Source organism: Ereboglobus luteus (genome assembly GCF_003096195.1).
Classification (GTDB): Bacteria; Verrucomicrobiota; Verrucomicrobiia; order Opitutales; family Opitutaceae; genus Ereboglobus; species Ereboglobus luteus.
The window spans coordinates 3,077,235-3,102,957 of record NZ_CP023004.1 but is presented as its reverse complement, the minus strand read 5'-3'; the positions used below and the strand labels follow the sequence as shown (position 1 = coordinate 3,102,957).

At 61.7% G+C, this 25,723-nt stretch carries 18 protein-coding genes; 7 read left to right on the top strand and 11 right to left on the bottom strand.

What is annotated here, in order from left to right; all coding sequences use genetic code 11:
• The first annotated feature begins 76 nt into the window (after positions 1-76).
• Together CKA38_RS11275 and mfd are read left to right on the top strand one after the other, a co-directional pair.
• A complete protein-coding gene (locus CKA38_RS11275) occupies positions 77-6,223 on the top strand; it encodes an alpha-2-macroglobulin family protein (RefSeq protein WP_161554867.1) in 6,147 nt (2,048 codons plus the stop codon).
• A gap of 134 nt (positions 6,224-6,357) precedes the next feature.
• Positions 6,358-9,852, top strand: coding sequence for a transcription-repair coupling factor (mfd, locus tag CKA38_RS11270; RefSeq protein ID WP_236919007.1), 3,495 nt, complete (start codon positions 6,358-6,360; stop codon positions 9,850-9,852).
• A gap of 62 nt (positions 9,853-9,914) precedes the next feature.
• Here the strand turns inward: mfd and CKA38_RS11265 are convergent, their stop codons facing one another.
• The 10 genes from CKA38_RS11265 to CKA38_RS11220 form a co-directional block, all read right to left on the bottom strand.
• On the bottom strand, positions 9,915-12,287 hold the full coding sequence (locus tag CKA38_RS11265) for a BatD family protein (protein WP_161554866.1): 2,373 nt from the start codon (positions 12,285-12,287) through the stop codon (positions 9,915-9,917).
• Positions 12,288-12,674: 387 nt separating this feature from the next.
• The gene (locus CKA38_RS11260; protein WP_108825563.1) at positions 12,675-12,866 is read right to left on the bottom strand and encodes a hypothetical protein; all 192 of its coding nucleotides are present in this window, start codon (positions 12,864-12,866) and stop codon (positions 12,675-12,677) included.
• On the bottom strand, positions 12,809-13,744 hold the full coding sequence (locus CKA38_RS15470; RefSeq protein ID WP_152032827.1) for a hypothetical protein: 936 nt from the start codon (positions 13,742-13,744) through the stop codon (positions 12,809-12,811). The genes CKA38_RS11260 and CKA38_RS15470 overlap by 58 nt, the downstream gene beginning before the upstream one ends.
• Entirely contained in the window at positions 13,741-14,841 is a 1,101-nt protein-coding gene (locus CKA38_RS11250) for a VWA domain-containing protein (protein WP_236919006.1), read from the bottom strand. The genes CKA38_RS15470 and CKA38_RS11250 overlap by 4 nt, the downstream gene beginning before the upstream one ends.
• The gene (locus CKA38_RS11245; protein WP_236919005.1) at positions 14,838-15,896 is read right to left on the bottom strand and encodes a VWA domain-containing protein; all 1,059 of its coding nucleotides are present in this window, start codon (positions 15,894-15,896) and stop codon (positions 14,838-14,840) included. Before CKA38_RS11245 ends, CKA38_RS11250 begins: the two co-directional genes overlap by 4 nt.
• 253 nt (positions 15,897-16,149) lie before the next feature.
• Positions 16,150-17,055, bottom strand: coding sequence for a DUF58 domain-containing protein (locus CKA38_RS11240; RefSeq protein WP_108825561.1), 906 nt, complete (start codon positions 17,053-17,055; stop codon positions 16,150-16,152).
• A gap of 117 nt (positions 17,056-17,172) precedes the next feature.
• A complete protein-coding gene (locus CKA38_RS11235) occupies positions 17,173-18,150 on the bottom strand; it encodes an AAA family ATPase (protein WP_108826553.1) in 978 nt (325 codons plus the stop codon).
• A 217-nt stretch (positions 18,151-18,367) separates the two neighbouring features.
• Entirely contained in the window at positions 18,368-19,300 is a 933-nt protein-coding gene (locus tag CKA38_RS11230) for an ArsR/SmtB family transcription factor (RefSeq protein WP_108825560.1), read from the bottom strand.
• A 100-nt stretch (positions 19,301-19,400) separates the two neighbouring features.
• Entirely contained in the window at positions 19,401-19,859 is a 459-nt protein-coding gene (gene hisI, locus CKA38_RS11225) for a phosphoribosyl-AMP cyclohydrolase (RefSeq protein WP_108826552.1), read from the bottom strand.
• A gap of 34 nt (positions 19,860-19,893) precedes the next feature.
• The gene (locus CKA38_RS11220; protein ID WP_108826551.1) at positions 19,894-20,193 is read right to left on the bottom strand and encodes a gamma-butyrobetaine hydroxylase-like domain-containing protein; all 300 of its coding nucleotides are present in this window, start codon (positions 20,191-20,193) and stop codon (positions 19,894-19,896) included.
• A gap of 94 nt (positions 20,194-20,287) precedes the next feature.
• Here CKA38_RS11220 and CKA38_RS11215 point away from each other — a divergent pair, with 94 nt between their 5' ends.
• The 5 genes from CKA38_RS11215 to CKA38_RS11190 all read left to right on the top strand — a co-directional run bounded on the left by CKA38_RS11215 (position 20,288) and on the right by CKA38_RS11190 (position 24,335).
• Complete coding sequence (locus tag CKA38_RS11215) at positions 20,288-20,764, top strand: 3-hydroxyacyl-ACP dehydratase FabZ family protein (protein WP_108825559.1); 477 nt, start codon at positions 20,288-20,290, stop codon at positions 20,762-20,764.
• Positions 20,765-20,793: 29 nt separating this feature from the next.
• Positions 20,794-21,651, top strand: a complete 858-nt coding sequence (locus CKA38_RS11210) for an enoyl-ACP reductase FabI (RefSeq protein ID WP_108825558.1) — start codon at positions 20,794-20,796, stop codon at positions 21,649-21,651.
• A gap of 179 nt (positions 21,652-21,830) precedes the next feature.
• Entirely contained in the window at positions 21,831-22,871 is a 1,041-nt protein-coding gene (locus CKA38_RS11200) for a 3-oxoacyl-ACP synthase III (protein WP_108825556.1), read from the top strand.
• Positions 22,871-23,938, top strand: coding sequence for an alpha/beta fold hydrolase (locus tag CKA38_RS11195; protein WP_236919004.1), 1,068 nt, complete (start codon positions 22,871-22,873; stop codon positions 23,936-23,938). Before CKA38_RS11200 ends, CKA38_RS11195 begins: the two co-directional genes overlap by 1 nt.
• Positions 23,939-23,957: 19 nt before the next feature.
• Positions 23,958-24,335, top strand: coding sequence for a VOC family protein (locus CKA38_RS11190; protein ID WP_108825555.1), 378 nt, complete (start codon positions 23,958-23,960; stop codon positions 24,333-24,335).
• A 366-nt stretch (positions 24,336-24,701) separates the two neighbouring features.
• On the opposite strand, the gene CKA38_RS11180 is transcribed toward CKA38_RS11190, so the two are convergent.
• The gene (locus CKA38_RS11180; protein ID WP_108825553.1) at positions 24,702-25,625 is read right to left on the bottom strand and encodes an SMP-30/gluconolactonase/LRE family protein; all 924 of its coding nucleotides are present in this window, start codon (positions 25,623-25,625) and stop codon (positions 24,702-24,704) included.
• Between the last annotated feature and the right edge of the window lie 98 nt (positions 25,626-25,723).

Below are 25,723 nucleotides of genomic sequence, written 5' to 3'. Positions count from 1 at the left end.
TTCCTCATGAATTCCTCCGTGCCTCTCCGTGCCCCCCATGGTTAATAAAAACTCAACTCAACCGTTTTCCCTTTATATGAAACGCAACCTCCCGCTCGTCCTCGCGCTCCTGTTTTCACTCTTCACCCTTCACACTTCACTCTTCGCGGCGAATCGCGCCGCGGACTGGCGCGCTGTCGCCGACGCACAAAAAGCAGGCCAGCCCAAAACCGCCTCCGCCGCGCTCGATAAAATAATCACCGGAGCCATTGCGGATGAAACATGGCCCGAAGCCGTTCGGGCAATTCTCGCCAAAACCCAAATCGACGCCTTTATTGAAGAACCCCGAGAGCAAGCGGCCACGGCTATTCGCGCACTCAACACCTGGCTGGCCGACGACCACGCACCCGCGCTCCCTGCGTCAATGCGCCCGCTTCTCGAAGCCGCGCTCGCAAAAACATGGTGGGAGTATTATCAAGCCAACCGTTGGCATCTCCTTCAACGAACTCAAACCTCCGAGCAGCCCTCCGACGATTTCCTCACATGGGATGCCCGCCGCGTTCTCGCCAAAACCGCGCAACATTTCGAGGCCGCGCTCGCCAATCCTTCCGCACTCCAGCGCACGCCCATCGACATATTTGAACCCCTTATCGCCAAAGGCGAACTCCCCGACACCTACCGCCCCACCCTCTACGATTTTCTGATCAACGAAGCCATCGCCTTCTACAGCGCCGGCGACCAAGGGGTCTCCAAATCCGAAGACGCCTTCGAACCCGAAGCGGACTCCCCCATACTCGGCTCCCTCGAAGAATTCCTCGCGTGGAATGCTGCCGGCACCGGAAGCGCCGGCATCTCGCCGTCATTGCGCGCCGTCCAACTCTACCAACAACTCCTCCGCTTCCACCTCGACGATCCGCAGCCACAAGTCGCCCTCACCGACGCTGACTTGCACCGTATCAACTGGGCAGCATCGCTCCTCGGCCAGCCCGCCCGCGAACGCCACCTCGCCGCGCTTCGCGACTACATCGCGCGCAATGAGAAACTCCACGTCGCCACCACCGCCTGCCTGCGCCTCGCCCAGCTCCTCGAAAGCACCGATCCAGCCGCCGCCTACGCCGCCGCGCAGCAAGGCATCCGCCTCCACCCTCGCGCGCCCTTCGCCAACGACTGTCGTAATCTCATCGCCCGTCTCGACGCTCCCTCGCTTCAAAGCATCATGACCGAGCGCACATGGGCGCACCCCGCGCCCGAAATCACAATCCGCTACCGCAACCAGCAAAAACTTTATCTCCGAGCCATCCCCTGCGAGTGGGAAATGTTTTTGCAGAAGAGCCACAACCGCCCCGAAAATATTTCGCGCAACGAGTTCAACGCGCTCTTGGCTTCCGCCCCCGCAAAAGAATGGACGACCACGCTCCCTCCCACACCCGACCATGCTTATCGCGATGAAAAAATCCCCTCGCCCACCGACCTCTCCCCCGGTTTTTACTTCATCGTCGCCAGCTTTGATGAGTCGTTTTCTGACAACAAAAATCTCCTCGCCCACGCTCCGGTTTGGGTGAGCGATCTGGCCATCATCCGCAACCAATCCTACGAAGGCCCGCTCACCGGCTACGTCGTCAACGCCACCACCGGCGAACCTCAACACGGTGTCACGCTCACTGCATGGCGCTCCACCACCAAGGGCGACCGCCTCGCGCTCCCCGCTTCCACCACTGAGGCCGACGGCTCGTTTACCATCCCCACGCCCTACCTCGAAAACGAATATCCGAATTACGTTCTTCTGGCGCGCGCACCTGGCGGCCAGGCAGTGGCCTCGCCCGGTACGATCTATCTCAACTCGCATCCGCAAACGCCAGCATCGCCCTACGACAGCATCGTCTTCTTTGCCGACCGTTCCATTTACCGACCCGGTCAGGAAATCCGCTTCAAGGGCGTCGTGTTCCGCTCCGACAACGAAAACGCCGATTATACGCCACTCGCTCAACACACCGCCACCGTCATCCTCAACGACCCCAACGGCAAGGAAGCGGCCCGCGTCACACTCACCACAAATGATTTCGGTTCGCTCTCCGGCAGCTTCACCGTCCCCGCCGGACGGCTCACCGGCTACTACCGAATCTCCACGACAAGCGGCGAACGCGGCGCCACCGGCATCCGCATTGAGGAATACAAACGCCCCAAGTTCGAAGTCACGCTCCCCGCGCCTGAAACCGCGCCCAAGCTCGACAGCGCCGTCACGCTCACCGGCACCGCCACCGCCTACACGGGCGCGCCCATCGACGGTGCCAAAGTCACATGGCGCGTGCGCCGCATCGTCCGCTGGCCGCGCTGGTGCGCATGGTTCCTGCCGCGCATCGAAACCCGCGAAATCGCGCACGACACGATCGCCACCGACGCCGCCGGCAAGTTCACAATCCAATTCACCGCCCACCCCGACAAAACCGCCGACGCGAAAAACGAGCCTATTTTCGACTACACCATCACCGCCGAAGTCACCGACACCACCGGCGAAACCCGCACCGCCAGCCGCACCATCTCCGTTGGTTACACCGCGCTCGCCGCCGACATCTCCGCCGCCGAATGGCAAACCGACCAAGCCCCCGTCACCCTGAAAATAAAAACCACCACGCTCGACGGCATCAGCCAGTCCGCGCAAGGCACCGTCGCCATTCACGCGCTCAAGCAACCCGACAAGATTCCGCAAGCCAGACTCCACACGTATTATTATTATGGATACACACCCGAGTCCGAAAACACCAACCCCGCCGACATCCGCAACTGGCCCGAATCCCCCGACGCTCTCTCCACGCACACCTTCACGACCGATGCAAAAACCGGCCTCGCCGAAATCGCCGCCAAACTCCCCGCAGGACTCTACCGCGCCATCGTGAGCACAAAAGACCGCTTTGGAAAAACGGTCGCCGCCCGCACCGAAATCCGCGTCCTCGCGCCCGACGCCACCCGCTACGAAAACAAGCAGGATTTTGTCTTCGCCGCCTCGTCGCTCACGCTGCAACCCGGCGACACCTTCACCGCGCTCTGGGGCTCCGGTTACGACACCGCGCGCGCCCTCGTCAGCTTCGAGCAAAACGGCAAAATCCTCCGCAGCTACTGGACCGACGCCGGCGTCACACAGCAAAAAATCACGCTCCCGATCACTGAGTCCATGCGCGGCGGCGTGACCCTGCGCGTCTTCCAAGTCCGCGACAACCGCCTCGTCTCCGCCACCCGCGAAATCTCCGTCCCCTGGGAAACCAAAAAACTCAAAATCACATGGGAGCATTTTAATTCCAAACTCGTCCCCGGCGGACGCGAAACATGGACCGCACGCATCACCGGCCCCGACGCCGAGCACGCCGCCGCCGAATTCGCCGCCGCCCTCTACGACGCCTCGCTCGACCAATTCTCCCCGCATCAATGGAGCGACCTCACCGGCATATTCCGTCAAAACTACAATCGCAGTTCCGGCTGGGGCACCACCAACGACGCCGTCAGCTTCAGAACAATGGTGAACGACCTCCACATTCGTCAGCGCCGCGTCCAAAACAAACCACCCTACCGTCACTGGGCATCAAGCGAGCGTCTGCCTTTTGCCGGGATAAACTTCTACTATAACAACGGTAGCGAAATCGTCATGTTAGATAGGTTTATGGTAACAAGCGAAAGGGAAGGACGAGCGCAAGTTATCGTCGAGCAAAGAGCAGCACCCGCAAGTCCAGCGAGGATTGGGGGTTTAGATTTCCGCTATGCGGATTCCAAGATGGACAGTGCTACTTTGGGTAGTGCCAGCACAGGCGAGTTCATGAAATCCATGCCCGGCGTCAGTCTTGAGCCAGACGCGTCAAACCCTTCTGCTTCCGCCCCCGATCTCGCCGCCGTGACCGCGCGCAAGAACCTTAACGAAACAGCTTTCTTCTTCCCGCAACTCCTCACCGATTCGGACGGCTCCGTGCGCATGGAGTTCACCGTGCCCGAGGCGCTCACTCGCTGGAAGTTCCTCGGCTTCGCGCACGACAAACAACTGCGCTCCGCCATCCTCACCGACACCGCCGTCACCGCGAAAGACCTCATGGTGCAGCCCAACCCACCGCGCTTCCTGCGCGAAGGCGACACCGTCGAGTTCACCGTCAAAGTCACCAACATGACGGACAAGCCGCAAACCGGATCCGCCCAGCTCACCTTCGCCGACGCCAGCACGCTGAAAGACATGGATATATTCACCTTTGAAACAATAGATGGTGAAGCTAATCGCCCCAAGCGTCCTTTTACATTGGCACCAAATTCATCGAAAACAATTTCATGGCGCATTTATGTTTCCGACGGCCAGGGTTTCCTCACCTACAAAGCCGTCGCCTCCACCGGCGCGGTCAGCGACGGCGAGGAGGGTTTCCTGCCCGTCCTCAGCCGCCGCCAGCTCGTCACCGAATCCATCACGCTGCCCGTCCGCGACAAAGGCACTTACACCTTCCGATTCCCCAAGCTGGCCGAGTCCGAAACTTCAGCCCTTCAATCCTTCAGTCCTTCAGCCCTTCGCCACGAATCCCTAACCGTGCAAATGACCAGCAACCCCGCTTGGTATGCCGTGCTCGCGCTGCCCAACCTCATGGAATACCCGCACGAATGCACCGAGCAACTCTTCAACCGCTACTACGCCAACGCCCTCGCCGCGCACATTGCCAACTCCGACCCGAAAATCGCGCGCGTCTTCGAGCAATGGCGCAACACCCCCGCGCTCGAATCGCCCCTCCTCAAAAACGAGGACCTCAAATCCGTGCTCATCGAGGAAACCCCGTGGCTGCGCGACGCCACGCGCGAAAGTGAAAACCGCCGCGCCATCGGAAATCTCTTCGATGCAAACCGCACCGCCGCGCAAACCCAGGCCATCATCGCGCAACTTGCCGAGCGCCAGATGAACAACGGACTCTGGGCATGGTTCCCCGGCGGACGCGGCAGCGACTACATCACCCGCTACCTCGTCGCCGGATTCGCGCGCCTGCGCCACTTCGGCATCCCGCTCGACAACCGCGCCGACACCATGCTCAAGCGCGCCGTCACCGCGCTCGACGCCGCCCTCGCCAAACACCACGCCGAGCTCATCGCCACGAAAAACTTCAACCCCGACGGCAACCACATCCGCAGCGCCGACGCATTCCAACTCTACACGCGCAGCTTCTACCTGAAAGAAATCCCCATCCCCGACACCGCCCGCGCCGCCTATGACTTCTACACCGCGCAAGCCCGCAAACACTGGCTCTCGCTCCCGCGCCAATCCCAAGGCCACGCCGCCCTCGCGCTCGCCCGCATGAGTGACACCGCCACACCCGCCGCCATCGTCACCTCGCTCAAGCAACACGCCAAAAACCACGACGAACTCGGCATGTATTGGGCCGACACCAACCGCGGCTGGTTCTGGTGGCAGGCCCCAATCGAAACCCAAGCGCTCATGATCGAAGTCTTCGACGAAGTCGCGCGCGACACCCAAGCCGTCTCCGACCTCCAACTCTGGCTGCTCAAGCAAAAACAAACCCAAGCCTGGCCCAGCACCAAGGCGACCGCCGACGCCGTCTACGCGCTGCTCTTGCGCGGCGCCGACAAACTCGCCTCCGACGCCCTTGTCACCGTTTCACTTGGCGGCAAAAAAATCGAACCCGCCCAATCCGAAGCCGGCACCGGCTATTATCGCGAACGCATCCCCGGCCCCTCGATCACACCGTCAATGGGCGAAAAAATCACCGTCACCAAAACCGACGCCGGCCCGGCGTGGGGCGGCGTCACCTGGCAGTATCTTCAAACCATCGACAAAATCACCCCGCACGAAGGCACACCGCTCACGCTCAAGAAAACCCTCTGGAAACAAATCAACACATCGAGCGGCCCAACCCTCGTCGCGCTCGACAAAACCAAGCTCGAACCCGGCGACACCCTCATCGCGCGCATCGAACTGCGCACCGACCGAGACATGGAGTTCGTGCACTTGAAAGACCAGCGAGGCAGCGGCACCGAGCCGGTCAACGTCCTGAGCGGCTACCGCTGGAAAAACGGCCTCGGTTATTATGAGAGCACGCGAGACACCGCCACGCACTTCTTCATGGACTGGCTGTCCGCCGGCACGCACGTGTTCGAGTATCCGGTGCGCGTGCAACTGCGCGGCGTCTACGAAAGCGGCATCGCCGAAATCCAGTGCATGTATGCACCCGAATACAACTCCCACTCCGCCAGCACCACCCTCGTCGTCGAATAGGAAAACCCCATCGCGGAAACGCGGAAGAGCGGAAGCACGGAATCAAACTCCCTTCTGAATTTCCGCTCTTCCGCGCTTCCGCGATTAAAAAAACTTCGCGCATCGGCACCTTCGTTGTTCAATCTGCGACATAAATGTCAGCCTCAGCGATTCCGTATCGAGCCAAGCACGTCGGAGTCTGCCCGCCCGCCCGCGGCGCAGTCATCGGCGAGCTCGTGCGCGCCCACCCCGCACCGCTGTGGTTGATCGTTGTCGACGAATCCAAGCTCGCCGAACAACTTGCCGAGGACATCGCGTTTTTTGAAACTGCCGGCGCAACAGATTCCCCAACTGGAAACCGCAAACTGAAAACCGGAAACTCCGCCGCGATCTACATCCTCCCCGAATCGATGCCCGACACGCGCGACATGCGCGAAGCCTTTGCCGCCAGCGCCGACCGCCTCACCGTCCTCTCCGCCCTGCGAGGTTCCCTTAACGCTGAACCAAAATTTTCACGCCCCAAACTGATTGTCACAACGCCCGCGGCATTGTCTCAACCCGTCCCCGCCCTCGCGCAATTTGCCACGGCGGAAATCACGCTCTCGAGCGGACAGGCGCAGCCGTTTCAGGCGCTGATAGAAAAACTCCGCGAGCTCGACTACGACAGCGAGGCCGTTTGCGAGGCCCCGGGCAGCTACGCCGTGCGCGGCGGCATCATCGACGTTTATCCGATCACCGCCACGCAACCTTATCGTCTCGATTTTTTCGGCGATGAAATCGAGGACATCCGCGCCTTCGATCCGGTCACACAACGCTCGGGCGAATCCGTTGCCAGCATCACGCTCTCCGCCAGTCCGCGCGTGCGCCTTGAGCCGTCGAAGACGGGCATGGCCGATTACCTTCCCGCCGGCACAAACCTACTGTTCGTCGAACCCGCAATGCTGGAGGAAAATTTCAACGCGCTCTCCAGCGAAACCGGCGTCAACACCACGCCGGCGTCCGATTTCCCCCTTCCCCCTTCACTCTTCACCCTTCTCCAAAAAGTCTCCGGACTTTTTGGAGTCAGCGATCTCGACGAGGCCAGCGAAATTTTCGACGCGCCCGGCACGCGCGAAGTTGTTTGGGAAACCGACAGCCTTGTTCACCACCGCAGTTATCCCTCCAATGATCTCGTCGCCAACGAACGCCTCCAAGCCGAGGAGGACGCCCGCGCGCGTTTCCTGAAACAAGTCGCCCAATGGACAACCCGCGACGGCTACGCGCTCACGATTATCACCGCCAAGGAGGGCGAGGAAAACCGCGCCAAGGAAATCCTCGCCGGCACAACCGCCTTCAAAAAAATCCGTCCGCGCTACCTGCGCGGCACATTGAACGAGGGCTTCCGCATAACGCGCAAGGTGGCACAGGCAGAAATATCTGCGCCGCCTTTCCAACCCGCGCTCTACATCACCGAAACCGAGCTCTTCGGACGCCAGCGCGCGCGACGGGCCGGCGGCGCGGCGCTGCAACAACGCGCGCTCGTGCAGCGCGCCCAAGTCGACCAGCTCCTCGACTTCTCCGAGCTCGTCGAGGGCGATCTCGTTGTCCACATCCAGCACGGCATCGCCATCTATCGCGGTCTCGCAAAAATCGACCACGCCACGGGCATGCGCGAAGTCATCTCGCTCGAGTTCGACGACGGCGTCACGCTCCACGTTCCGTTGCAGGAATCGCATCTCGTCAGCCGCTACGTCGGCCTCAGCAAAACGCGTCCGCAGCTCGGGCGCATCGGCACCAATCGCTGGGAAAAAACACGCCGCGCCGCCGAAGTCGCCACCATCGACCTCGCCGCCGAGTTGCTCCGCATCCAGGCCGCGCGCGAAGCCCAGGCCGGACACGCCTTTGGAGGCGACACCACCTGGCAAAAGGAATTCGAGGCGTCATTCCCCTTCACCGAAACGCGCGACCAACTCCGCGCCATTGATGAAACCAAGGCCGATATGGAACGCGAGCGCAGCATGGACCGCCTCATCTGCGGCGATGTCGGCTTTGGCAAAACCGAGGTTGCCATCCGCGCCGCGTTCAAGGCCGTGCAGGACGGATACCAAGTCGCGCTCCTCGTGCCGACAACCGTGCTCGCGCAACAGCACCTCAACACCTTTCGCGAGCGCATGGCCGGCTACCCCGTCATCGTCGAAATGGTTTCGCGCTTTCGCACGCGCGGCGAGCAGAACAAAATCATCGCAGCCACCGCCGCCGGACAAGTTGACATCCTCATCGGCACGCACCGCCTTCTCCAAAAAGACATCGTCTTTCGCAACCTCGGCCTCGTTGTCATCGACGAGGAGCAGCGCTTCGGCGTGAAGCACAAGGAGCGCCTCAAAACCATGCGCGCCACCGTGGACGTGCTCTCGATGAGCGCCACGCCGATCCCGCGCACGCTCTACATGGCGCTCACCGGCGCGCGCGACATGAGCGTCATCGAAACCGCGCCCACCAACCGCCACCCCGTCCAGACCATCGTCAAAACCTACGACGAAAAACTCATCGTCGAGGCCGTGCGCCACGAGCTGCGCCGCGGCGGGCAGGTTTTTTATCTGCACAACCGCGTGCAAACAATCGACCTCGTCGCCGCGCGCCTGCGCGAACTTTTGCCCGACCTGCGCATCGGCGTCGGCCACGGACAAATGCACGAAAAGGACCTTGAGCATGTGATGACCGATTTTGTCGCGGGCAAATACGACATCCTCGTCTGCACCACCATTATCGAAAGCGGCCTCGATATTCCGAACTGCAACACAATCATCATCGAGGGCGCGGACCGCTTCGGCCTCTCGCAACTTTACCAACTCCGCGGCCGCGTCGGTCGTTTCAAGCACCAAGCCTACGCGTATCTGCTGCTGCACCGTCACACGCACCTCGTGGAAATCGCGCGCCAGCGCCTGAACGCCCTCCGCGCGCACAACCAGCTCGGCGCGGGCTTCCGCATCGCGATGCGCGACCTCGAACTGCGCGGCGCGGGAAACCTGCTGGGCGCGGAGCAAAGCGGCCACATCGTCGGCGTCGGGTTCGAGCTGTATTGCCAGTTGTTGCGGCAATCGGTGGCGCGCCTGAAAGGCGAAAAATCGGCGGCAAGCATTCGCGCAAATGTGAAGCTCGATTTTGTCTATGTGGGCGAGGCGGATGAAGGCAGGGAGGCTTCGCCGAAGCCGCCGTCCGGAGCCGCCACAAAATCCAAACCCAATTCCGGCGAGCGCGCCCTGCCCTCCCAAGCCCACGCCACGTCCTACTCCGCGATCAAGGCGGCCGAGGACGCCGCCAGCGGCATTGTCGAGATTCCGAAAATCCAAGCGCGCATCCCGAGCGCGTATATTTCGGAAACGCGGCTGCGCATTGATTTCTATCGCCGCCTCGCGCTCGCCGAAACACCCGACGCGCTCAAGCAAATCCAAAACGACCTGCGCGACCGCTTCGGCAAATACGGCGACGAAGTGAAGGCGCTGTTTTTAATCACCGAAATCCGGATACGCGCGGAGCAGAAAAACATCCTCAGCGTGGAAACCGCCGGCACCCGCCTGAAATGCCTGCGCAACACCGGCAAGCACGACGATTTTGTGATGCACGGCACGCGCTTCCCGCGACTCGCCGCCCCAAGCCGCTCGCGCGATTGAAGGAAATCCTCGTTTTCCTGAACAACCTGCCGAATGCGTAAAACCGCCGCGCGCCCGCAAACTCACTTCCACAAGCGCACGGTGTCTTCCCTTGGCACCCAGCCGGTTTGGCCGTCCTCGAAAACGAGGCGCACCCAGCCGGGGAAATCCTTGTCAACAATCGCAACCGTGCCCGCGGCTAGCGGCGTGGTTTTTTGCGTCGTGTCGGCGACTGTCGGGATCGAGCGGAGCGAGCCCGACTTCCATACGATCACCGCGCGTTCGTCCTTCGCGGAACCGTAGGCGTGAAGGCTGAGCAGCGACACCGTCACGCCAAGCGCCGCGAAGCCAAACGCCGCGCCTGCCAGGATGAAAAGCGGCAGCCGGAAGCGGCGTCCGTAAACGGCGAGCAGCACAAACGCGAAGGCGAGCGCGGCGAGCGCGACCGAGATGCCGAGCGCGCATTGCCATTGCGCGGGCGCAAAGCGCAGTGCGACTTCGCGCACCGGTCCGGGTCGCGTGACTTCCGCGACCGCGCTCGGCGTGTATCCGGCGCGACTGAGAGTGAGGAGCACATTGCGGAGCACCGCGGGTTCGTTCGGGTGCTGCACAAACGCGGCAAAGGCGTGCGCGCCCGCCTCGGCCCAGCGGTCTTGTTGCGCGAGCGAGAGCGAGAGGTTGTGGCGCGACACCCAATCGGTCGGCGCGGCCTCGACGGCGCGGCGCCACGCGGTTTCGGCGGTTTTGAAATCGCCGGATTTGTATGCGGCTTCCGGTGTTTGGGCGGAGCTTGTGTTGGTGGCGCCGAAGAGTGAGGGGTGAAGGGTGAAAAGTGAAAAAGAAACAGCCAGCGCCGCGGCGAGCGGGAAGAGGTTGCGCGGAGCGAAGAGCGAGAACGGGTTGAAGCCGCGCGCGCGTTTGGCGGCGAGCGCGGCGTGGGCGCGCGAGCTCCAGTCGGGCGGAAGCGGCGAGCCGGCGCGGTAGAGCGCGCGTTCGCTGTCGCTCCAGAGCGCCGACCATGCGGCGCCGGTTTCCTTGTCGTTTGTTTTCAGGAACAGCGACGCGGAGGGCACGACTTGCGGGATTTTCCAGAGGATGGCGGTGTCGTGCTGCCAGGCTTGCAGGAGCGAGGCGAGGCGTTCGCGTTCGGCGGCGGGTGTCTCGTCGATTGCGGCGAGTGTTTTCTGGATGCGCGCGCGGGCTTCGCGTTGCGGGCGGTTTGGATCGGTGCGGCGCGCGCGCAGAAACGCGAGGACGAGCCAGAGAAGAAGAGGCCAGAGGCCGGCGGCCAGAAGATAGAGAATGAGCGGGGAGCGCGGGAGCGGTGTCGGCGCGGGAGCGGCGGAGGGAAGCGGATCGCCGGGGATGTTGGCGGGCTGCTTCGGCGCGTCGGCGAGTGTGAGCGCGTCGGGTGCGGGCGTCGCGGCTTGCGTGCCCGAGCCGGCAAAGATGGGCGCGGCGGCGTTGGCGGCGGGAGTGACGTCGATTTTTGCGGCGGGCGCGGTGATGGTCACGTAGCGACCTTGCGCGGGATCAAAGTAGCTCCATTCGACGGGGCCGAGCGTGTAGGGGCCGGGCTTGGTGGGGACGAGCACGACGTCCTCGGAGAGGGTGAATTCGTAGAGCGCGTTTTCGCCCTGCGGCGTGCGTTTCACTTGCGGCTGGATGGCGTGGAAATCTTTCGAAACGGAGCGCGGCGGGAGCGATTGGATGTCGGGCCAGTTGCCCTGGCCGGAAAGCGTGAGCGTCCAGGTGATGGGTTCGCCGACGGCGGCGTTTTCGGGGACGATTTTCGATTCGAGTTTGAACTGGCCGACCGCGCCGGAGAATTTCGCGGGCGCGCCGGCGGGAAGCGGCTTGACGGTGATTTTGGGCTGGTCGCTTGTGATTGCAAATTGCTCCTGTTGCGCGAAGCCGAAGATGTCGCGGCGCCCGGTGTTGAGCGCGACGACGTGGCGCGCGGGGTTGAGCGTGATCGCGCCGGGATCGCGCGCGATGGCGCGGGTGGTGTAGGTGACGTTGATCCACGGCTCGCCGTTTTTGAGTTCGTCGGCCAATTGGTATTTCGGCCAGGGCTCGGGATTGAGCGGGAGCGAATCCCACTCGGGATGCTCGCTGCCGAGCGAGTTGAGGAAGCGTTTTAGCGCGGTGATGCGATACGTGAGGGGAAACACCTCGCCGGCCCAGACGGTTTGGGGAACGACGAACTTGGAGCCGACGACTTGGTCGAGCGTGAGTTGTCCGCCCTGCACGGTGGCCGCGCCGACGTCGAAACTGACGGACGCCACGGTGATCTCGCCCTTGTCGGTGTTGATCTTGAACGCGGGGATGGTGACTCGCTGCTCGGTGGTGGGGCGGGCGTTGAAGCCGAAGGAAACGCTTTGCACGTTGCGGCCGTTGATGCTGCTGAAGTTTTGCGAGCGGCTGCCGTTGTGCTGAAGTTCGAGGCCGGCCACGGGGGGAACGCGACGCTGCCCTGCGGCTGGCAGTTTTCAAACACGAGCTGAATCTGGCTGACCTGGCCCTTGGCAAGGCTGCCGCCGGATGGATCCCAACGGATGGTTTGGGAAAGGGCTGAAAGGTGAAAGGTAAAGAGCGAAAAAAGAAGGAATGCGGAGAGACGTGACATGGCGGAAAGTGAGGAAAATTTTCGATTTTTGATTTTCGATTTTCGATTGGGAGCTGCCGCTCCAGACGGGAAGTTTGCGGCTGAAACACACGGGCTGCGCGACACGGACGAATCCGGGGCGTCGTGGACGGGCATATCCGTGTCATTTAGCCCATGCCTTTTCGGCACGGCGGCAGCCAATCGAAAATCGAAAATCGAAAATCGAAAATTCATATTACCAATTCTTGCCTTTGGGTTGTTGCGCGGATTGTTGCTGCTGGCCGCCGTCCTGGGCTGCTTGCATGCGCTGGAAAAGAATCGCGGGGGCGTCCTTGTCGCGCACTTGATCGAGCTGCTGCATGGGGATGATCAGGCGCGAGTCGATGGGCTTCTGATCCTTGCCGTCGGAGCCGCCGATTTGCTGCATGTTTTCGGATTGTTCGGGCTGGGCTTCGGGTTGTTGTTGCTGCTCCTGGGATTGCTGGCCGGCGTCTTGCTTGTCCTCGTCTTTTTTTGCATGTCGCCGAACGCGGATTGCTGCTGGGGTTTCGGCTCCTGCTCTTGGGCGTTGTCGTTTTTGCCCTGACCGTCCTGTTTGTCCTGTTGTTGCTGCTGCTCTTGGTCGCCGGATTGCTGGTTTTGCTGATCCTGCGAGCCTTGCTGTTGCTGCTGGTCCTGGTTTTCGCCGGATTGGTTTTGCTGGTCGCCTTGTTGCTGGTCGGACTTGTCGCCCTGCTGCTGTTGTTGGTTTTGCTGGTCCTGCTTGTTTTGTTGGTCGTCGTTTTTGTCGCCGGACTGGTTTTGCTTGTCCTGCTGATTCTGCTGCTGGTCTTGTTTGTCCTTATCCTGCTTGTCCTGGTCGTTTTTGTCCTGTTGCTGCTGGTCCTGGTTTTGCTGCTCGGGTTTTTCGAGGAATTTTTCGAGGCGGGATTGAAGGTCGTCCCAGTCGGCGGCCTTGGGGTCGAGCTTGCGGCCCTGGTCAACGGCGGCGAGCGCGTCGCGTATTGGTTTTTCGGATACAGGTTGTTTCGACGCCTGCACGGCCTGGCTGTAGGCGATCGTCTCGGTGGCGAAGTCGGCGAAGTCGCGCGGCGCGAGCGTGTCGAGCGCGGAGAGCCGGCCCACGAGTTCGCCAAGCGGCTTCGCGGGATCCTCGACGGGCGCGGCCGGCTCGGCGGGTTCGGCGGGTTTCGCGACTTCGATGGCGGAAAGTTGCGGGAGCGGGAGACAGAGCAAGCCGGCCAGTCCGATCAGGCTGATCCGACCGAGGATTTTTGAAAAAAGAGATGTCGGGCGCAGTGTCATGCGAGTGGCGGAGGGGCAGACTTGGCAGTCTGCGCTACGTTGGCGGGGGCTTTGGCTTTTTGCGGGGCGAGGCGGATGGCGCGGTTCTTGGGGCGCACGGGAAACTCGAACCAGTAGCTGAACGCGAGAAGGAGCAGCGCCGCGGCGAGGGGCCATTGGTAGCGCTCGGCGAGGCGCACGCGGTTTTCCTCGCGAAACGCGCCTTTGCGTCCGGTGGCGACGGTTTGCTCGATGATCTCGGCGAGGTTGACCCAGCTGCTGGCGTCGGCATAGACGCCGGTGGTGGCCTCGGCGAGTTCGCGAAGGGTTTTGCTTTCGAGCTTGGAGAGCACGACCGCGCCGCGCTCGTCCTTGATGAGTCCGCCCGCGCCGTCGGGCATGATCGAGCCGGCCTCGGTGCCGACGCCGAGGCTGACAACGCGGATGTTTCGCTCCTTGAGTTTGTCAACGAGGGGGCGCCAGGTGTCATCGTTTGCCTCGCCGTCGCTGAGGATGATGAGGAAGCGGTCGGCGCCGTCGCCCTGGCTGAAGGAGCCGAGCGCGGAGTTCAGGAGCGCGGTGTAATCGGTGCCGCCTTGGGGAAGATACTTCGTGTCCATGAGCGGCAGGAAGTCGCGAAGGATTTCGTAGTCGGAACTGAGCGGGCTTTGCAAAAACGCGGTGCCGGCAAACACAATCAGGCCGACGCGCTCGCCCTTGAGGTCGGAGAGGAGTCCGGAAACGAGCAGGCGCGCGCGGCCGAGGCGCGTGGGCTTGACGTCGGTCGCGTCCATCGAGCGCGAGAGGTCGAGCGCGATCAGGATTTCGCGGGACTGGTCGAAAACGGGTTCCTCGATGCGTCCCCATTGCGGACGGGCGCACGCGGCGATGGCGAGCGCGAGGCCGAGGTAGAGCAGCACGCGGGGACGGGACGATTTTGGATTTTGGATTTTGGATTTTGGATTGTCGGATTCAAGCCGGAGCGAGCGTCGGCCGGCGCGAGCGCGGAGGATTTTTGGGTAGGTGAACGCGACACCGGCGCGGCGCACGATTTCCCCGAGCAGGAAAAACACGGGGATGGCGAGGAGCCAGAGAAGTTGCGGCCAGTAAAAACTCATTGGGTGGAAGTGCGGAGTTCGGAACTCGGAGTGCGGAATGAAGCGCGCGTATTCAGGCGCGTGAACAATGCGGCGAGCAAAAAGAGCGCGCCGCCGGGAATGGCGAACCAGTGGAAATATTCGGTGGTGACGAGGTAGGACTTGGCTTGAAACTCGATTTTTTGCGCGCGGTCGATGGCGGCGAACGCGGACTTGATGGTGTTGTTGTCACGGGCGCGAAAATAGAGGCCGCCGGTTTCGCGCGCGATGGTGCGCAGCGTTTCCTCGTCGAGATCGCTGATGGTGCGGCGCGCGCCAATGCGATTGCCATTGTTGTCAAACCTGGGAAACGGCACCCAGCCCTCGCGCCCGGCGCCAATGGTATAGACGGGGATGTTTCGCTCCTTGGCGATTTCGGTGGCCTGTCGCGGAGAGAGCATGCCTTCGTTGTTTGCGCCGTCAGTGAGAAGGATGACGAATGCGCCTTTGCGCTTGCTGCCATCCTCGGTGCGATCCCGTTGATCGAGACGCGAGAGTGCAAGCCCGAGTCCGTCGCCGATTGCCGTTCGATCCTCGACGAGGCCGATTTTGATTTGCTCGATCTGGCGCGCGAGCCAGTCGTGGTCGAAAGTGAGAGGCGCAAGCGTGTAGGCGCGCCCGCCGAAAAGAACGACGCCGATGCGATCGCTGGGGCGGTCGTTGATGAAGGCTTTGATGACAGGCTTGATCGCCTGAAGGCGGTTGATGGGCGTGCTGCCCTCGGAAAAATCCTCGGAGAGCATCGAGCTGGAAAGGTCGATGGCAAGCATGAGGTCGTAGCCTTTCGTATGGACTTCGCGCTTGTCCTCGACTTTTTGCGGACGCGCGAGCGCGATGGTGATGAGGACGATTCCGAGCGAGGCGAAAATGACGGGCCAGCGCGAGGGGCCGGTGAGCGACGCGCGATGCCAGGCGGCGGCAAACGGAACGATCAACACGGGAACGGTGCGGCGCGAGCGCAGCCACATGATCGCGGGGATGGCGAGCAGCGCGAGAAACCAGAGCGGGTCTTTGAAGATGTAGGTGCCGTCAAACATCAGTGGTTATGAGGTGCCCTCCTGTGGGAGGAATTCCAAATTCCGAAATCCCAAATTCCAAATAAATCTCAAATCCCAAAATCTCAAAATCCCAACGGGCGAGGCTTCGCCTCGTCGGGCGGCGGGACGCCGCCCCTCCTTGCGCAGGCGTGCATTCGAATGTCTGTTTTGAGATTTGGTCATTTGAGATTTTTGAAATTTATTTGGAATTTGGGAATTTGGGATTTTGGGATTTGAGATTTTTGCGCGCGCGTCAGCGCGCGCTCATTCTCCGGTGGAAAAAGCGGACGAGCGCATCGAGGCGGTTTTCGTCGGTGCCGACTTGGAGGCGGCTGAACTGGTCGGGGAAAAGCGAGCGCCATGCGGTGTCGCGCGATTCGCGCCAGCGTGCGTGCGCGGCGCGCTCGGCGGAGGTGCCGCCGATGTTCACGAGGCGTCCGCTCACCGGATCGTAGGCGGCGAAGCCCTCCCCGGCGGGCATCGCGCGCTCCCACGGGTCGTCGATGCGAAAGCCCATCGTTTGGTAACGGCGCTGAAAAATCGGCCAGCCCTCGGGCGCGGGGCGCGGGGCAAAATCGCCGAGCCAGATCATGATGCTGTGCTTGGGCGCGGAGCGCGAGAGGAGCTGCCACGGAATCGCGGCGGTCGTGGCGCCGTCGGTGATGTCGGGCGCGGGCTGGCCGAAAAGTTCGGCGGCGGCATGCATGATGGGGCCGCGTCCGCGCACCGGTTCGTGAAGCGTGTAGCCGCGCGGCGTGGCGTGAATGGTGCCGACGCGGTCGCGGTTGACCGCGCCAAGGAGCATGACGAGCCCGGCGAGTTCGAGCAGCGCCTCGCGCTTGGAAATGCCCGCGGAGCCAAATTGCAGGCTGGGCGTGTCCTCGAAAACGACGATCAGCGTGACCTCGCGCTCCTCGACAAATTTTTTCCGGTAGGGCTCGCCGAGGCGCGCGGTGACGTTCCAGTCGATGTCGCGGATATCGTCGCCGAATTCGTAGCGCACGACTTGGTCGAACTCCATGCCGCGCCCGCGAAACGCCGAGCGGTAAATGCCGCCGAGCGTGGATTCGACGGCATTGCGCACGCGCCACTCCAGCTTGCGCAGGAGCGCGAGCGGATTGGAAATTCCCGGAAGGAGATTTTGCGGCGTGAGGGCCATGGAATGGAAGGGAGAATAGTGAAAGATGAAGAGTGAAAATCAGAAAAGTGATGATGTAATTCCAGAGAATCCCGGGTGTGCTTTCACCCTTCACCCTTTTCTCTTCACTCTTCCTCGTCAGAGGCGAGGCACCGGCGTTTTGTCAAGCACCATGGCGACGACTTTGTCGGTGGTTATGTTTTCAGCCTCGGCCTCGTAGGTCAGCCCCATGCGGTGGCGGAGGACGTCGGTTGCGATGTCTTGCACGAGCGACGGGCTGACAAAATCCTGCCCGCGCATCCATGCGAGCGCGCGCGAAGCCTGGTAGAGCGCGAGCGAGGCGCGGGGCGAGGCGCCGAAGGATAGATGGCGCCTGGCGTTCGGCTCGAGTTGCGTGGACGGATCGGCGGCCAGCGCGCGCGTGGCGCGAACGAGCGCGAGCATGTAGCCCTGCATCGCGGGCGCGACGTGCACCTTGTCCACTTCCGTGCGCAACGAGAGGAGCTCCTCGCCGCTGGAAACGGGAAGCAGTTCGGGCTGCTTGGTGACCTGGCCCCAGCGCTGCATCATTTGCGATTCCTCGTCGCTGCTCGGGTAGTCGACGATGAGCTTGAAAAGGAAGCGGTCGGTTTGCGCCTCGGGAAGCGGATAAGTGCCCTCCTGCTCGACGGGGTTTTGCGTGGCCATCACGAAAAACGGCTTCGGGAGCGGATGGGTTTGCCCGCCGATGGTGACCTGCCGCTCCTGCATGGCCTCAAGCAGCGCGCTTTGCACCTTGGCGGGGGCTCGGTTGATTTCGTCGGCAAGGACGAGGTTCGCGAAGATCGGGCCGCGGTGCGACACGAACTCGCCGGTTTTCGGCTGGAAAACCATCGTGCCCACGACGTCGCTCGGCAGAAGGTCGGGCGTGAACTGGATGCGCTCAAACTGCACGCCGAGCGCGGTGCCGAGCGATTTGACGAGGAGGGTTTTCGCGAGGCCGGGCATGCCCTCGAGAAGCACGTGGCCATTGGCGAGCAGGGCGACGAGCAGCCGCTCGATGGTGGCCTCCTGACCGATGACTGCCTTGCCAATTTCTTCGCGGAGTTTCTTGGACCAAACGGGACCGGTAATCATAAGCTGTGATGTGGAGATGGGTGTGTTTGAAAATGTGCTAAGACTGAACAAACGGATGATTGTTTCACCAGAGCCGCATCGCGCAAGTTGGATTTGCAGAAAAAACACGCCGTAGGGGCGCACCTCGCGTGCGCCCTCGCGTGCGAAAATCTGCCTGCGCGCGCCTGCACAAAGCGGGCAAACACGAGGGCGCACGCAAGGTGCGCCCCTACGCGCGTCAGGCCTTCGTTCCGCTCGCTAGGAGCGTTTCGAAAAACGGCTCCATCGGCTCGCGCGCGACGACAGAAACCTCGACTTGCTGAAAGCCCGCTTTTTTCAAAAAACCGTGCAACACGTTTTCCTGAAACCCGAGCCAAACGTCGGAGTAAAGTTCGCGCGCTTTTTCGAACGTGTGCGCCTTCAGGTCGAGCACGAGAAGGCGTCCGCCGGGGCGGAGTATACGCCACGCTTCGCCGACCGCTTTTTGCGGATGCTGCGCGTGGTGGAGCGCCTGGCTGAGAATCGCGAGATCGACCGACTTGTCGGGCAGCGGCACGTCCTCGATGTCGCCGAGTTTGTAGGCGAGGTTGGCGAGCTTGTTGCGCTTGGCGAGCTCGGTGCCGACCTCGACCATGCGCGGCGAATTGTCGATGCACCAAACGCGTTCGGCGCGGCGCGCGAGGAGTTGCGAAATCAACCCCTCCCCCGCCCCGAGATCGGCAATCGTGATCGCGGGCGTGAGACGGAGCGCGAGATGCCCGATGGCCTCCCACGAACGTCCTGGACAATGGTTTTTGCCGAGCTTGCCCGCGATGAGGTTAAAATACGCCTCGGATTGCTGGCGCCGGCGCGCGAGCACGCGGTCAAGATTTTCTCGATCCTCGACAAGCGCGGGATCGCCCGCCGCGGCATTGCACGCCGCCTTGACGAGCGCGTTTTGCGCGGGATCGGCTTGCGCGACCGACGAATAAAACGACTTCTTCCCCTCGCGGCGATCCGCGACAAGCCCCGCCTGCCGCAAAATCGCGAGCTGCGACGAGATGCGCGATTGCGCCATGCCGAGGATATCCTGCATTTCCGCGACGGCGAGTTCCTCGTGTTGCAGCAACGCGAGCAGACGCACCCGAGTCGGATCGGAAATGACTTTGAGAATATCCCAAGTGGCGGACATGGCGGAAATGAAAAGTAGTGAGTAGCGGGTAGCGGGTAGAAGCCGGACGCAAGCGTGATTTAGCCGACCTATCTACTCGCTACTCACTACCCGCTACTCACTACTTCTTCTTATACACCGTCGCTGGGTCGAAGAGGCGTTCGGCGATTGTCGCGAGTTTGTATTCGGTGCCGGCGGCGGCAGTGTCGAGGTCGGCGAACTTGCGGTAGAAGCAGCTCTTGTAGCCGTTGTGGCAGGAGGCGTTGGCCGAGCCGGTTTGCTCAACCTTGACGAGGACGACGTCCTGGTCGCAGTCGGTGTAGATTTCCTTCACCCATTGCACATTGCCGGACTCCTCTCCCTTCACCCAAAGTTTTTTGCGCGAGCGGCTCCAGTAGGTGGCCTTGCGCGTCTTGAGCGTGTGCGCGAACGACTCGGCGTTCATGAAGGCAAACATAAGGACCTGCCCCGTGGTGATGTCCTGCGTGATGCAAGGGATGAGGCCGTCCTCGCCGAACTTCGGCTGAAACGTCGAGCCAAGCTCGATCTCCTGATTATTGGTGCGTGCTGGATAGTTCATGGTGTGTGGAAATTTTGGATTGAGGATTTTGGATTTATCGACCGGCAAGTTCGAGCAAGTATTCGTAGCTGTAAATGCCGGAATTATGTCCATCGCTGAAATCGAAACGCAGCGCGTAATCGCCCACGCGCGCCCAGCCGACGACCGTCACGCCCGGAAACTCCCTCGGGCCGTCCCCGCCGTATTGATTGCCGAGGATGTCCTTTTCGCCGCGCGTCTCGGCGCTCGGGGACGCCGCGCGAAGCTTTTCGCCCTGAAAATACGACTCGCTGCCATCGTCCCACGCGATGGCGACTTCGGTTCCGATGAGCTGGATGTTCCGCGGCGTCTTCAAAATTAAAACGGTGTTTGTAGGCAACTTTGCGCATTTGTGAAAGAACGGATTCTTGCCTCGCATCAAAACGCCCCTTCTCATTCTCCTTTTACCAATGTCAACGCAAGCAGTCACAGAACTCATACCGCACCGCCCGCCGTTTTTGTTTGTGGACGAAATCGTCGCCGAAACCGCCGACGGACTCACCGCCCGCCGCACATGGCGCGCCGACGAGGATTTTTATCGCGGCCACTATCCCGGCGCGCCCATCACGCCCGGCGTGCTGCTCTGCGAGGCCGTCTTCCAAACCGGCGCGCTCTACATGGCCCGCCAGGCGCAGGCCGCGGGCGCCAAACCCGGCGAAGGCGTGCCGCTCCTCGCCAAAATAAACGACGTGCGCTTCCGCACCCCCGTTTATCCCGGTGACACCATCGTCATCGACGTGAGGAAAAAAGAAACCCTCGGCGGCTTCACCATGATGACCGGCTCAATCAAAAAACCCGACGGCACGCGCGTCATGAACGTCGATTATTCCGTCGTCTGGAAAACACCCGAAGGCCAAACAGGAAAGGCTGAAGGGCTAAAGGACTGAAGGGCTGAAATCGGAAAAACTGAAACAACATGAGCACCGACTTCCTCCAAATCGCCGGAAAAACATTTGTCGTCTTCGGCGTCGCCAATCGCAAAAGCGTCGCGTGGCACATCGCGCGCACGCTTGAGGAACAAGGCGCGCGTGTCATTTACAGCGTCCGCTCCGAGGCGCGCAAAAAATCCCTCGAAACCCTTCTCGCCGGAAAACCCGTTTTCATCTGCGACGTCGAACACGAAGGCGCGCCCGCGCGCCTCGCCGCCGAAATCGCCGCCGCCGGACACGCGCCCATACACGGCATCGTCCACTCCATCGCCTTCGCCAATTACTCCGAGGGCCTGAAACCCTTCGACGAAACCAAGCGCGCCGACTTCCTCCAGGCCGTGACCATCTCCGCCTTCTCGCTCGTCGAAATCGCCCGCGCCTTCAAACAGCACCTCGCGTCCGACGCCTCCGTCGTCACCATCGGCATCTCGTCGCTCCTCGTCACGCCCGACAACTACGGCTACATGGGCCCGATCAAGGCCTCGCTCGAATCCGCCTCGCGCTTCCTTGCCAAATCCTTCTCCGCCGATCCCGCCACGCGCGAAGTGCGCTTCAACATCGTCGGCGCCGGCCCGCTCAAAACCAGCGCCTCCGCCGGCATCCCCGGCTACATCGAAAGCTACCTCTACTCCGAAAAACTCACCCTCCGCAAACGCAACCTCGCCACGCAGGAAGTCGCCGACTCCGCCGTCTTCCTGCTCAGCCCGCGAGCCAGCGGCATCAACGCCACCACGCTCACCATCGACGCCGGCCTTGGCGGCAACTTCTACGACGCCGAAATCATCAAACTCGCAATGCGACCCGAGCCACCGGTTGGCGCCGGTGGAAATTCCAAATTCCAGTGATCAAATTCCAAAAAACAAATCGCACCAAACTCGCGCCTGCACAAGGAGCGGCGGCGTCCCGACGCCGGACGAGGCGCAGCCTCGCCTCTTGGAATTTAAATACTGGAATCTGGAATTCTATTGGAATTTGATCACTGAAATTTGGAATTTCTAGCGCTCGCACACTCCGCCACCCATTCATGATTTTCGCAAACACCCACATCGAATCCCTCGCCATCGCGCTGCCAGACGAAGTCTGGACATCCGCCGCGATCGAGGAACAACTCCGCCCGCTCTACGAACGCCTGCGCCTGCCCTTCGGCCGCCTCGAACTCATGACCGGCATTCGCGAGCGCCGCCACTGGCCCGCGCACACGCGCGCATCCGACGCCAGCGCCGCCGCCGGACGCGCCGTGCTCGCCAAATCCTCCCTCCGCGCCGAGCAAATCGAAATGTTCACGCACGCCGCCGTTTGCCGCGACATGCTCGAACCCGCCACCGCCTCCTTCGCCCACCGCAAAATCGGCCTCGCCGCCCGCGCGCAAATCTTCGACGTCTCCAACGCCTGCCTCGGTTTTCTCAACAGCATGGTCATCCTCGCCGGTCTCATCGAATCCGGCCAGATCGGCGCCGGCATGATCGTCTCCGGCGAAAACGGACGCCCCCTCATCGAGCAAACCCTCGCGCACCTCACCACCGCGCCGCTCAACCGCAACGAAATCAAACCCTATTTCGCCAACCTCACCATCGGCTCCGGAGCCGTCGCCGCCATCCTCTGCCACCGCTCGCTCCTCCCCGCCGGCAGCCGCGCCCCGCGACTCATCGGCGGAGCCGGGCGCGCCGCCACGCAATACAACGACCTCTGCCAGGGCGACACCCACGGCGCCGAAGCCCTCGCCATGCAAACCGACTCCGAGCAACTCCTCATCGCCGGCGTCGGCCTCGCCCGCGAAACCTGGGCCGACTTCACCGCCGCCACCGCATGGGACACCGCCGGCATTGACCGCTACATCTGCCACCAAGTCGGATCCGTGCACCGCCGCAAACTCTACGAAACCGTCGGACTCGATCTCGCCAAGGATTTCTCCACCTTTGAAACACTCGGCAACATGGGCTCCGCCTCGCTCCCCGTCACGCTCGCCCTCGCCGCCGAAAACTCCGCCGTCAAACCCGGCGACCGCGTCGCCCTCCTCGGAATCGGCAGCGGCCTCAACTGCCTCATGCTCGGAGTCGAATGGTGATGAACAACGACACACAAATGCGGAATGCGGATTGCGGAATGCGGAATGACGCGCCGCCACACGGAAACGAAATTCCGAAAGAACAACCTTTCGCCAATCCGCAATCGCAGACAAACGAAACACCCGTTCATTCGCCCGAGTCCGGCAATCCGCACTCCGCAATCCGCAATCCGCATTCCTCCCGCCCCGACTGGCTCCGCGCCCTCTATCCTTTTGCACAAAACACCTTCGTCACGCCCCGCGGCGCGCGCATGAACTACGCCGACGAAGGCCCGCGCACCGACGAAGCCGTGCTCATGCTTCACGGCAATCCCACGTGGTCGTTTTTTTATCGCGACATCATCCGCGCCCTCTCGCCCTCGCTCCGCTGCATCGCCCCCGATCACATCGGCATGGGCCTTTCCGAAAAACCCTCCGCCCGCGATTATCCCTACACACTCGCGCAACGCATCGCCGACATCGAGACGCTCGTCGCATCGCTCAACCTCCGCCGCATTCACCTCATCGTTCACGATTGGGGCGGCGCAATCGGCTTCGGCTTCGCCACGCGCCATCCCGAAAAAATCGGGCGTATCACAATTCTGAATACGGCGGCGTTCCCCGACATTCACATGCCCGCGCGCATCGGCCTCTGCCGCGCGCCCCTCGGCATCGGCGCCCTGATCGTCCGCGGTTTCAACGGCTTCGCATGGCCCGCCACATGGATGACCATGCACCGTCGCAAACTCACCCCCGACGAAAAACGCGCCTATCTTTTCCCCCACAACAACTGGGCCAACCGCGTCGCCGTGCACGAATTCGTCCGCGACATCCCCATGTCGCCCGCACACCCCACCCACGCCACGCTGACCGCCATCGAGCGCAACCTCCCGCTCCTCGTCGCCAACCCGAAACTCATCGTCTGGGGCGGCGCCGACTTCTGTTTCAACGATCACTTCTACAACCGCTGGCGCAAAGTTTACCCCGAAGCCGCCACGCACCACTTCCCCGACGTCGGCCACTACCTCCTCGACGACGGCGGCGAGGAAGTGCGCGCCAAAATCGTGCAGTTTTTCACCCAATCCTAATAAACAAACCACCTCCGATATGAAATTCGAACACTTCGCCATCAACTCTCCCGACGCCCGCGCCCAAGCCGCATGGTGGGTCGAGCACCTCGGCCTCACGGTCGCCCGCCGCGTCGAAGCCGCGCCGCACACGCATTTCCTTGCCGACGAAACCGGCCGCGTCTTCATCGAAATCTACAGCAACCCCGCCGCGCCCTATCCCGATTACGCCAACCAGCCCCCGCTCGTCCTCCACGTCGCCTTCGTCTCGACCGACACCAAGGCCGACCGCGCCCGCCTGGAAAAAGCCGGAGCCACCTTCTTTGTTGAGGAGACTCCCAACGGCAACGCCCTCCTCATGATGCGCGACCCCTGGGGCCTCGCCCTCCAATTCTGCCAGCGCACGCAGCCATTTTAAAAAACACGCGCGCCGGATTTTCCCGCCCGCCGAATCATTTGATAATCCCGAAATCTGCCAATGGTTATCGTAATCATAATGGCGTGTTTCACATTCGTGTTAACTGTTATTACCATTCTTCTGAAAAGGTATATTTATATAAATATAAAAACAACACGCGGAATAACAGGAACCAGCATGGGCGGCACATGGCATTATCTCCTCGAAAACAAGAATCTGAAGTTGAATGCCAAGGACGACCTCATTGTTTACGCATATAAATATGCGCTCCCCTTGACCGTTCTATGCATTATGAGCACGTTTCTGGTTTTTGTGATTCAGCTAGTCAGAGTTTTGTAGAAATCCCCGTTTTACACTTTTCTATTTCTACCCCGAAAATTCAAACGCCCGCCCGCCGCGCACGCCCGGTTGCAGCGAAAAAATCCCGCCGCGTTGCGGGTATTTCGCGAGCACATCCGCAGCCGTGTCCACCCGTGCGGTCGTGATATACAGCGTCGCCAAATCCGGTCCGCCAAACGCGCACGAAGTCACATGCAGTGCCGGCACCTCGTGCTTCGCGAGCAATTCGCCGTTCGCCGGATTCCAGCGAGTCACCGCCGCCCCGCCCCACAGGCAAACCCACAGCATTCCCTCCGCGTCGATTGTCATCCCGTCCGGATAACCCAGCGCGTCCGGCACACGAAACGCCACGCGTCTCGCCCCGAGTTCGCCGCGATCCAAGTCGTAATCAAACACCGCCACCTCGCGCGTCGGCGTGTCTATGTAATAAAAACTCCGCCCGTCCGCGCTCCACGCCAGTCCGTTTGAAATCGAAACGCCGCCGAGAATTTGCCGCATCACCGGCGCGCTTCCATTCGCACCTGTTGCCTCCACCACATACAACGCGCTCGCACCGCGCTTCCCTTGCAGCGACGTCGTCCCCGCGACAAAGCGCCCGCGCGGATCGCACTTGCCGTCGTTGAAACGCGTCACCGACGGATCAAACCCGTCGGGCGCGCACAGCATTTCCACGCGCCCGTCCGCCATGTCGAACCGCGCCACGCCCTCGTTCAACGCCACCAGCAAATCGCCGCGTTCGGTCGGCGCCACCGTGCCCGGCATCGAGCCCACGGGCCACTCGCGATTTTCGCCGCGCCCGCCATTCGCCGCCGGATCAAACCGGCACACGCGCCTGCCTTCGATATCCACCCAAAGCAGCGCGTTTGTCCGCGCATCCCAAATCGGCCCCTCGCCGAGTTCGGCGCGGATATCCAAAACAAGTTTCGCAGCCTGTGTGTTGTTTGCGGACATATCAGAAAACTTATCACGCAACCGCGGCCATTTTTGAAGACAAGAAATAACCGGCGTGGAAAAACGGACGCATCTCAAAATTTTGCTCAAACCACGCT

What these genes read in the sequence shown, in the direction of transcription:
- CKA38_RS11275 (WP_161554867.1), top strand. Translation starts at nt 77, where the DNA reads ATGAAACGCAACCTCCCGCTCGTCCTCGCGCTCCTGTTTTCACTCTTC.
- mfd (WP_236919007.1), top strand. Translation starts at nt 6,358, where the DNA reads ATGTCAGCCTCAGCGATTCCGTATCGAGCCAAGCACGTCGGAGTCTGC.
- CKA38_RS11260 (WP_108825563.1), bottom strand. Translation starts at nt 12,866, where the DNA reads ATGCAGCAAATCGGCGGCTCCGACGGCAAGGATCAGAAGCCCATCGAC.
- CKA38_RS15470 (WP_152032827.1), bottom strand. Translation starts at nt 13,744, where the DNA reads ATGACACTGCGCCCGACATCTCTTTTTTCAAAAATCCTCGGTCGGATC.
- CKA38_RS11250 (WP_236919006.1), bottom strand. Translation starts at nt 14,841, where the DNA reads ATGAGTTTTTACTGGCCGCAACTTCTCTGGCTCCTCGCCATCCCCGTG.
- CKA38_RS11245 (WP_236919005.1), bottom strand. Translation starts at nt 15,896, where the DNA reads ATGTTTGACGGCACCTACATCTTCAAAGACCCGCTCTGGTTTCTCGCG.
- CKA38_RS11240 (WP_108825561.1), bottom strand. Translation starts at nt 17,055, where the DNA reads ATGGCCCTCACGCCGCAAAATCTCCTTCCGGGAATTTCCAATCCGCTC.
- CKA38_RS11235 (WP_108826553.1), bottom strand. Translation starts at nt 18,150, where the DNA reads ATGATTACCGGTCCCGTTTGGTCCAAGAAACTCCGCGAAGAAATTGGC.
- CKA38_RS11230 (WP_108825560.1), bottom strand. Translation starts at nt 19,300, where the DNA reads ATGTCCGCCACTTGGGATATTCTCAAAGTCATTTCCGATCCGACTCGG.
- hisI (WP_108826552.1), bottom strand. Translation starts at nt 19,859, where the DNA reads ATGAACTATCCAGCACGCACCAATAATCAGGAGATCGAGCTTGGCTCG.
- CKA38_RS11215 (WP_108825559.1), top strand. Translation starts at nt 20,288, where the DNA reads ATGTCAACGCAAGCAGTCACAGAACTCATACCGCACCGCCCGCCGTTT.
- CKA38_RS11210 (WP_108825558.1), top strand. Translation starts at nt 20,794, where the DNA reads ATGAGCACCGACTTCCTCCAAATCGCCGGAAAAACATTTGTCGTCTTC.
- CKA38_RS11200 (WP_108825556.1), top strand. Translation starts at nt 21,831, where the DNA reads ATGATTTTCGCAAACACCCACATCGAATCCCTCGCCATCGCGCTGCCA.
- CKA38_RS11195 (WP_236919004.1), top strand. Translation starts at nt 22,871, where the DNA reads ATGAACAACGACACACAAATGCGGAATGCGGATTGCGGAATGCGGAAT.
- CKA38_RS11190 (WP_108825555.1), top strand. Translation starts at nt 23,958, where the DNA reads ATGAAATTCGAACACTTCGCCATCAACTCTCCCGACGCCCGCGCCCAA.
- CKA38_RS11180 (WP_108825553.1), bottom strand. Translation starts at nt 25,625, where the DNA reads ATGTCCGCAAACAACACACAGGCTGCGAAACTTGTTTTGGATATCCGC.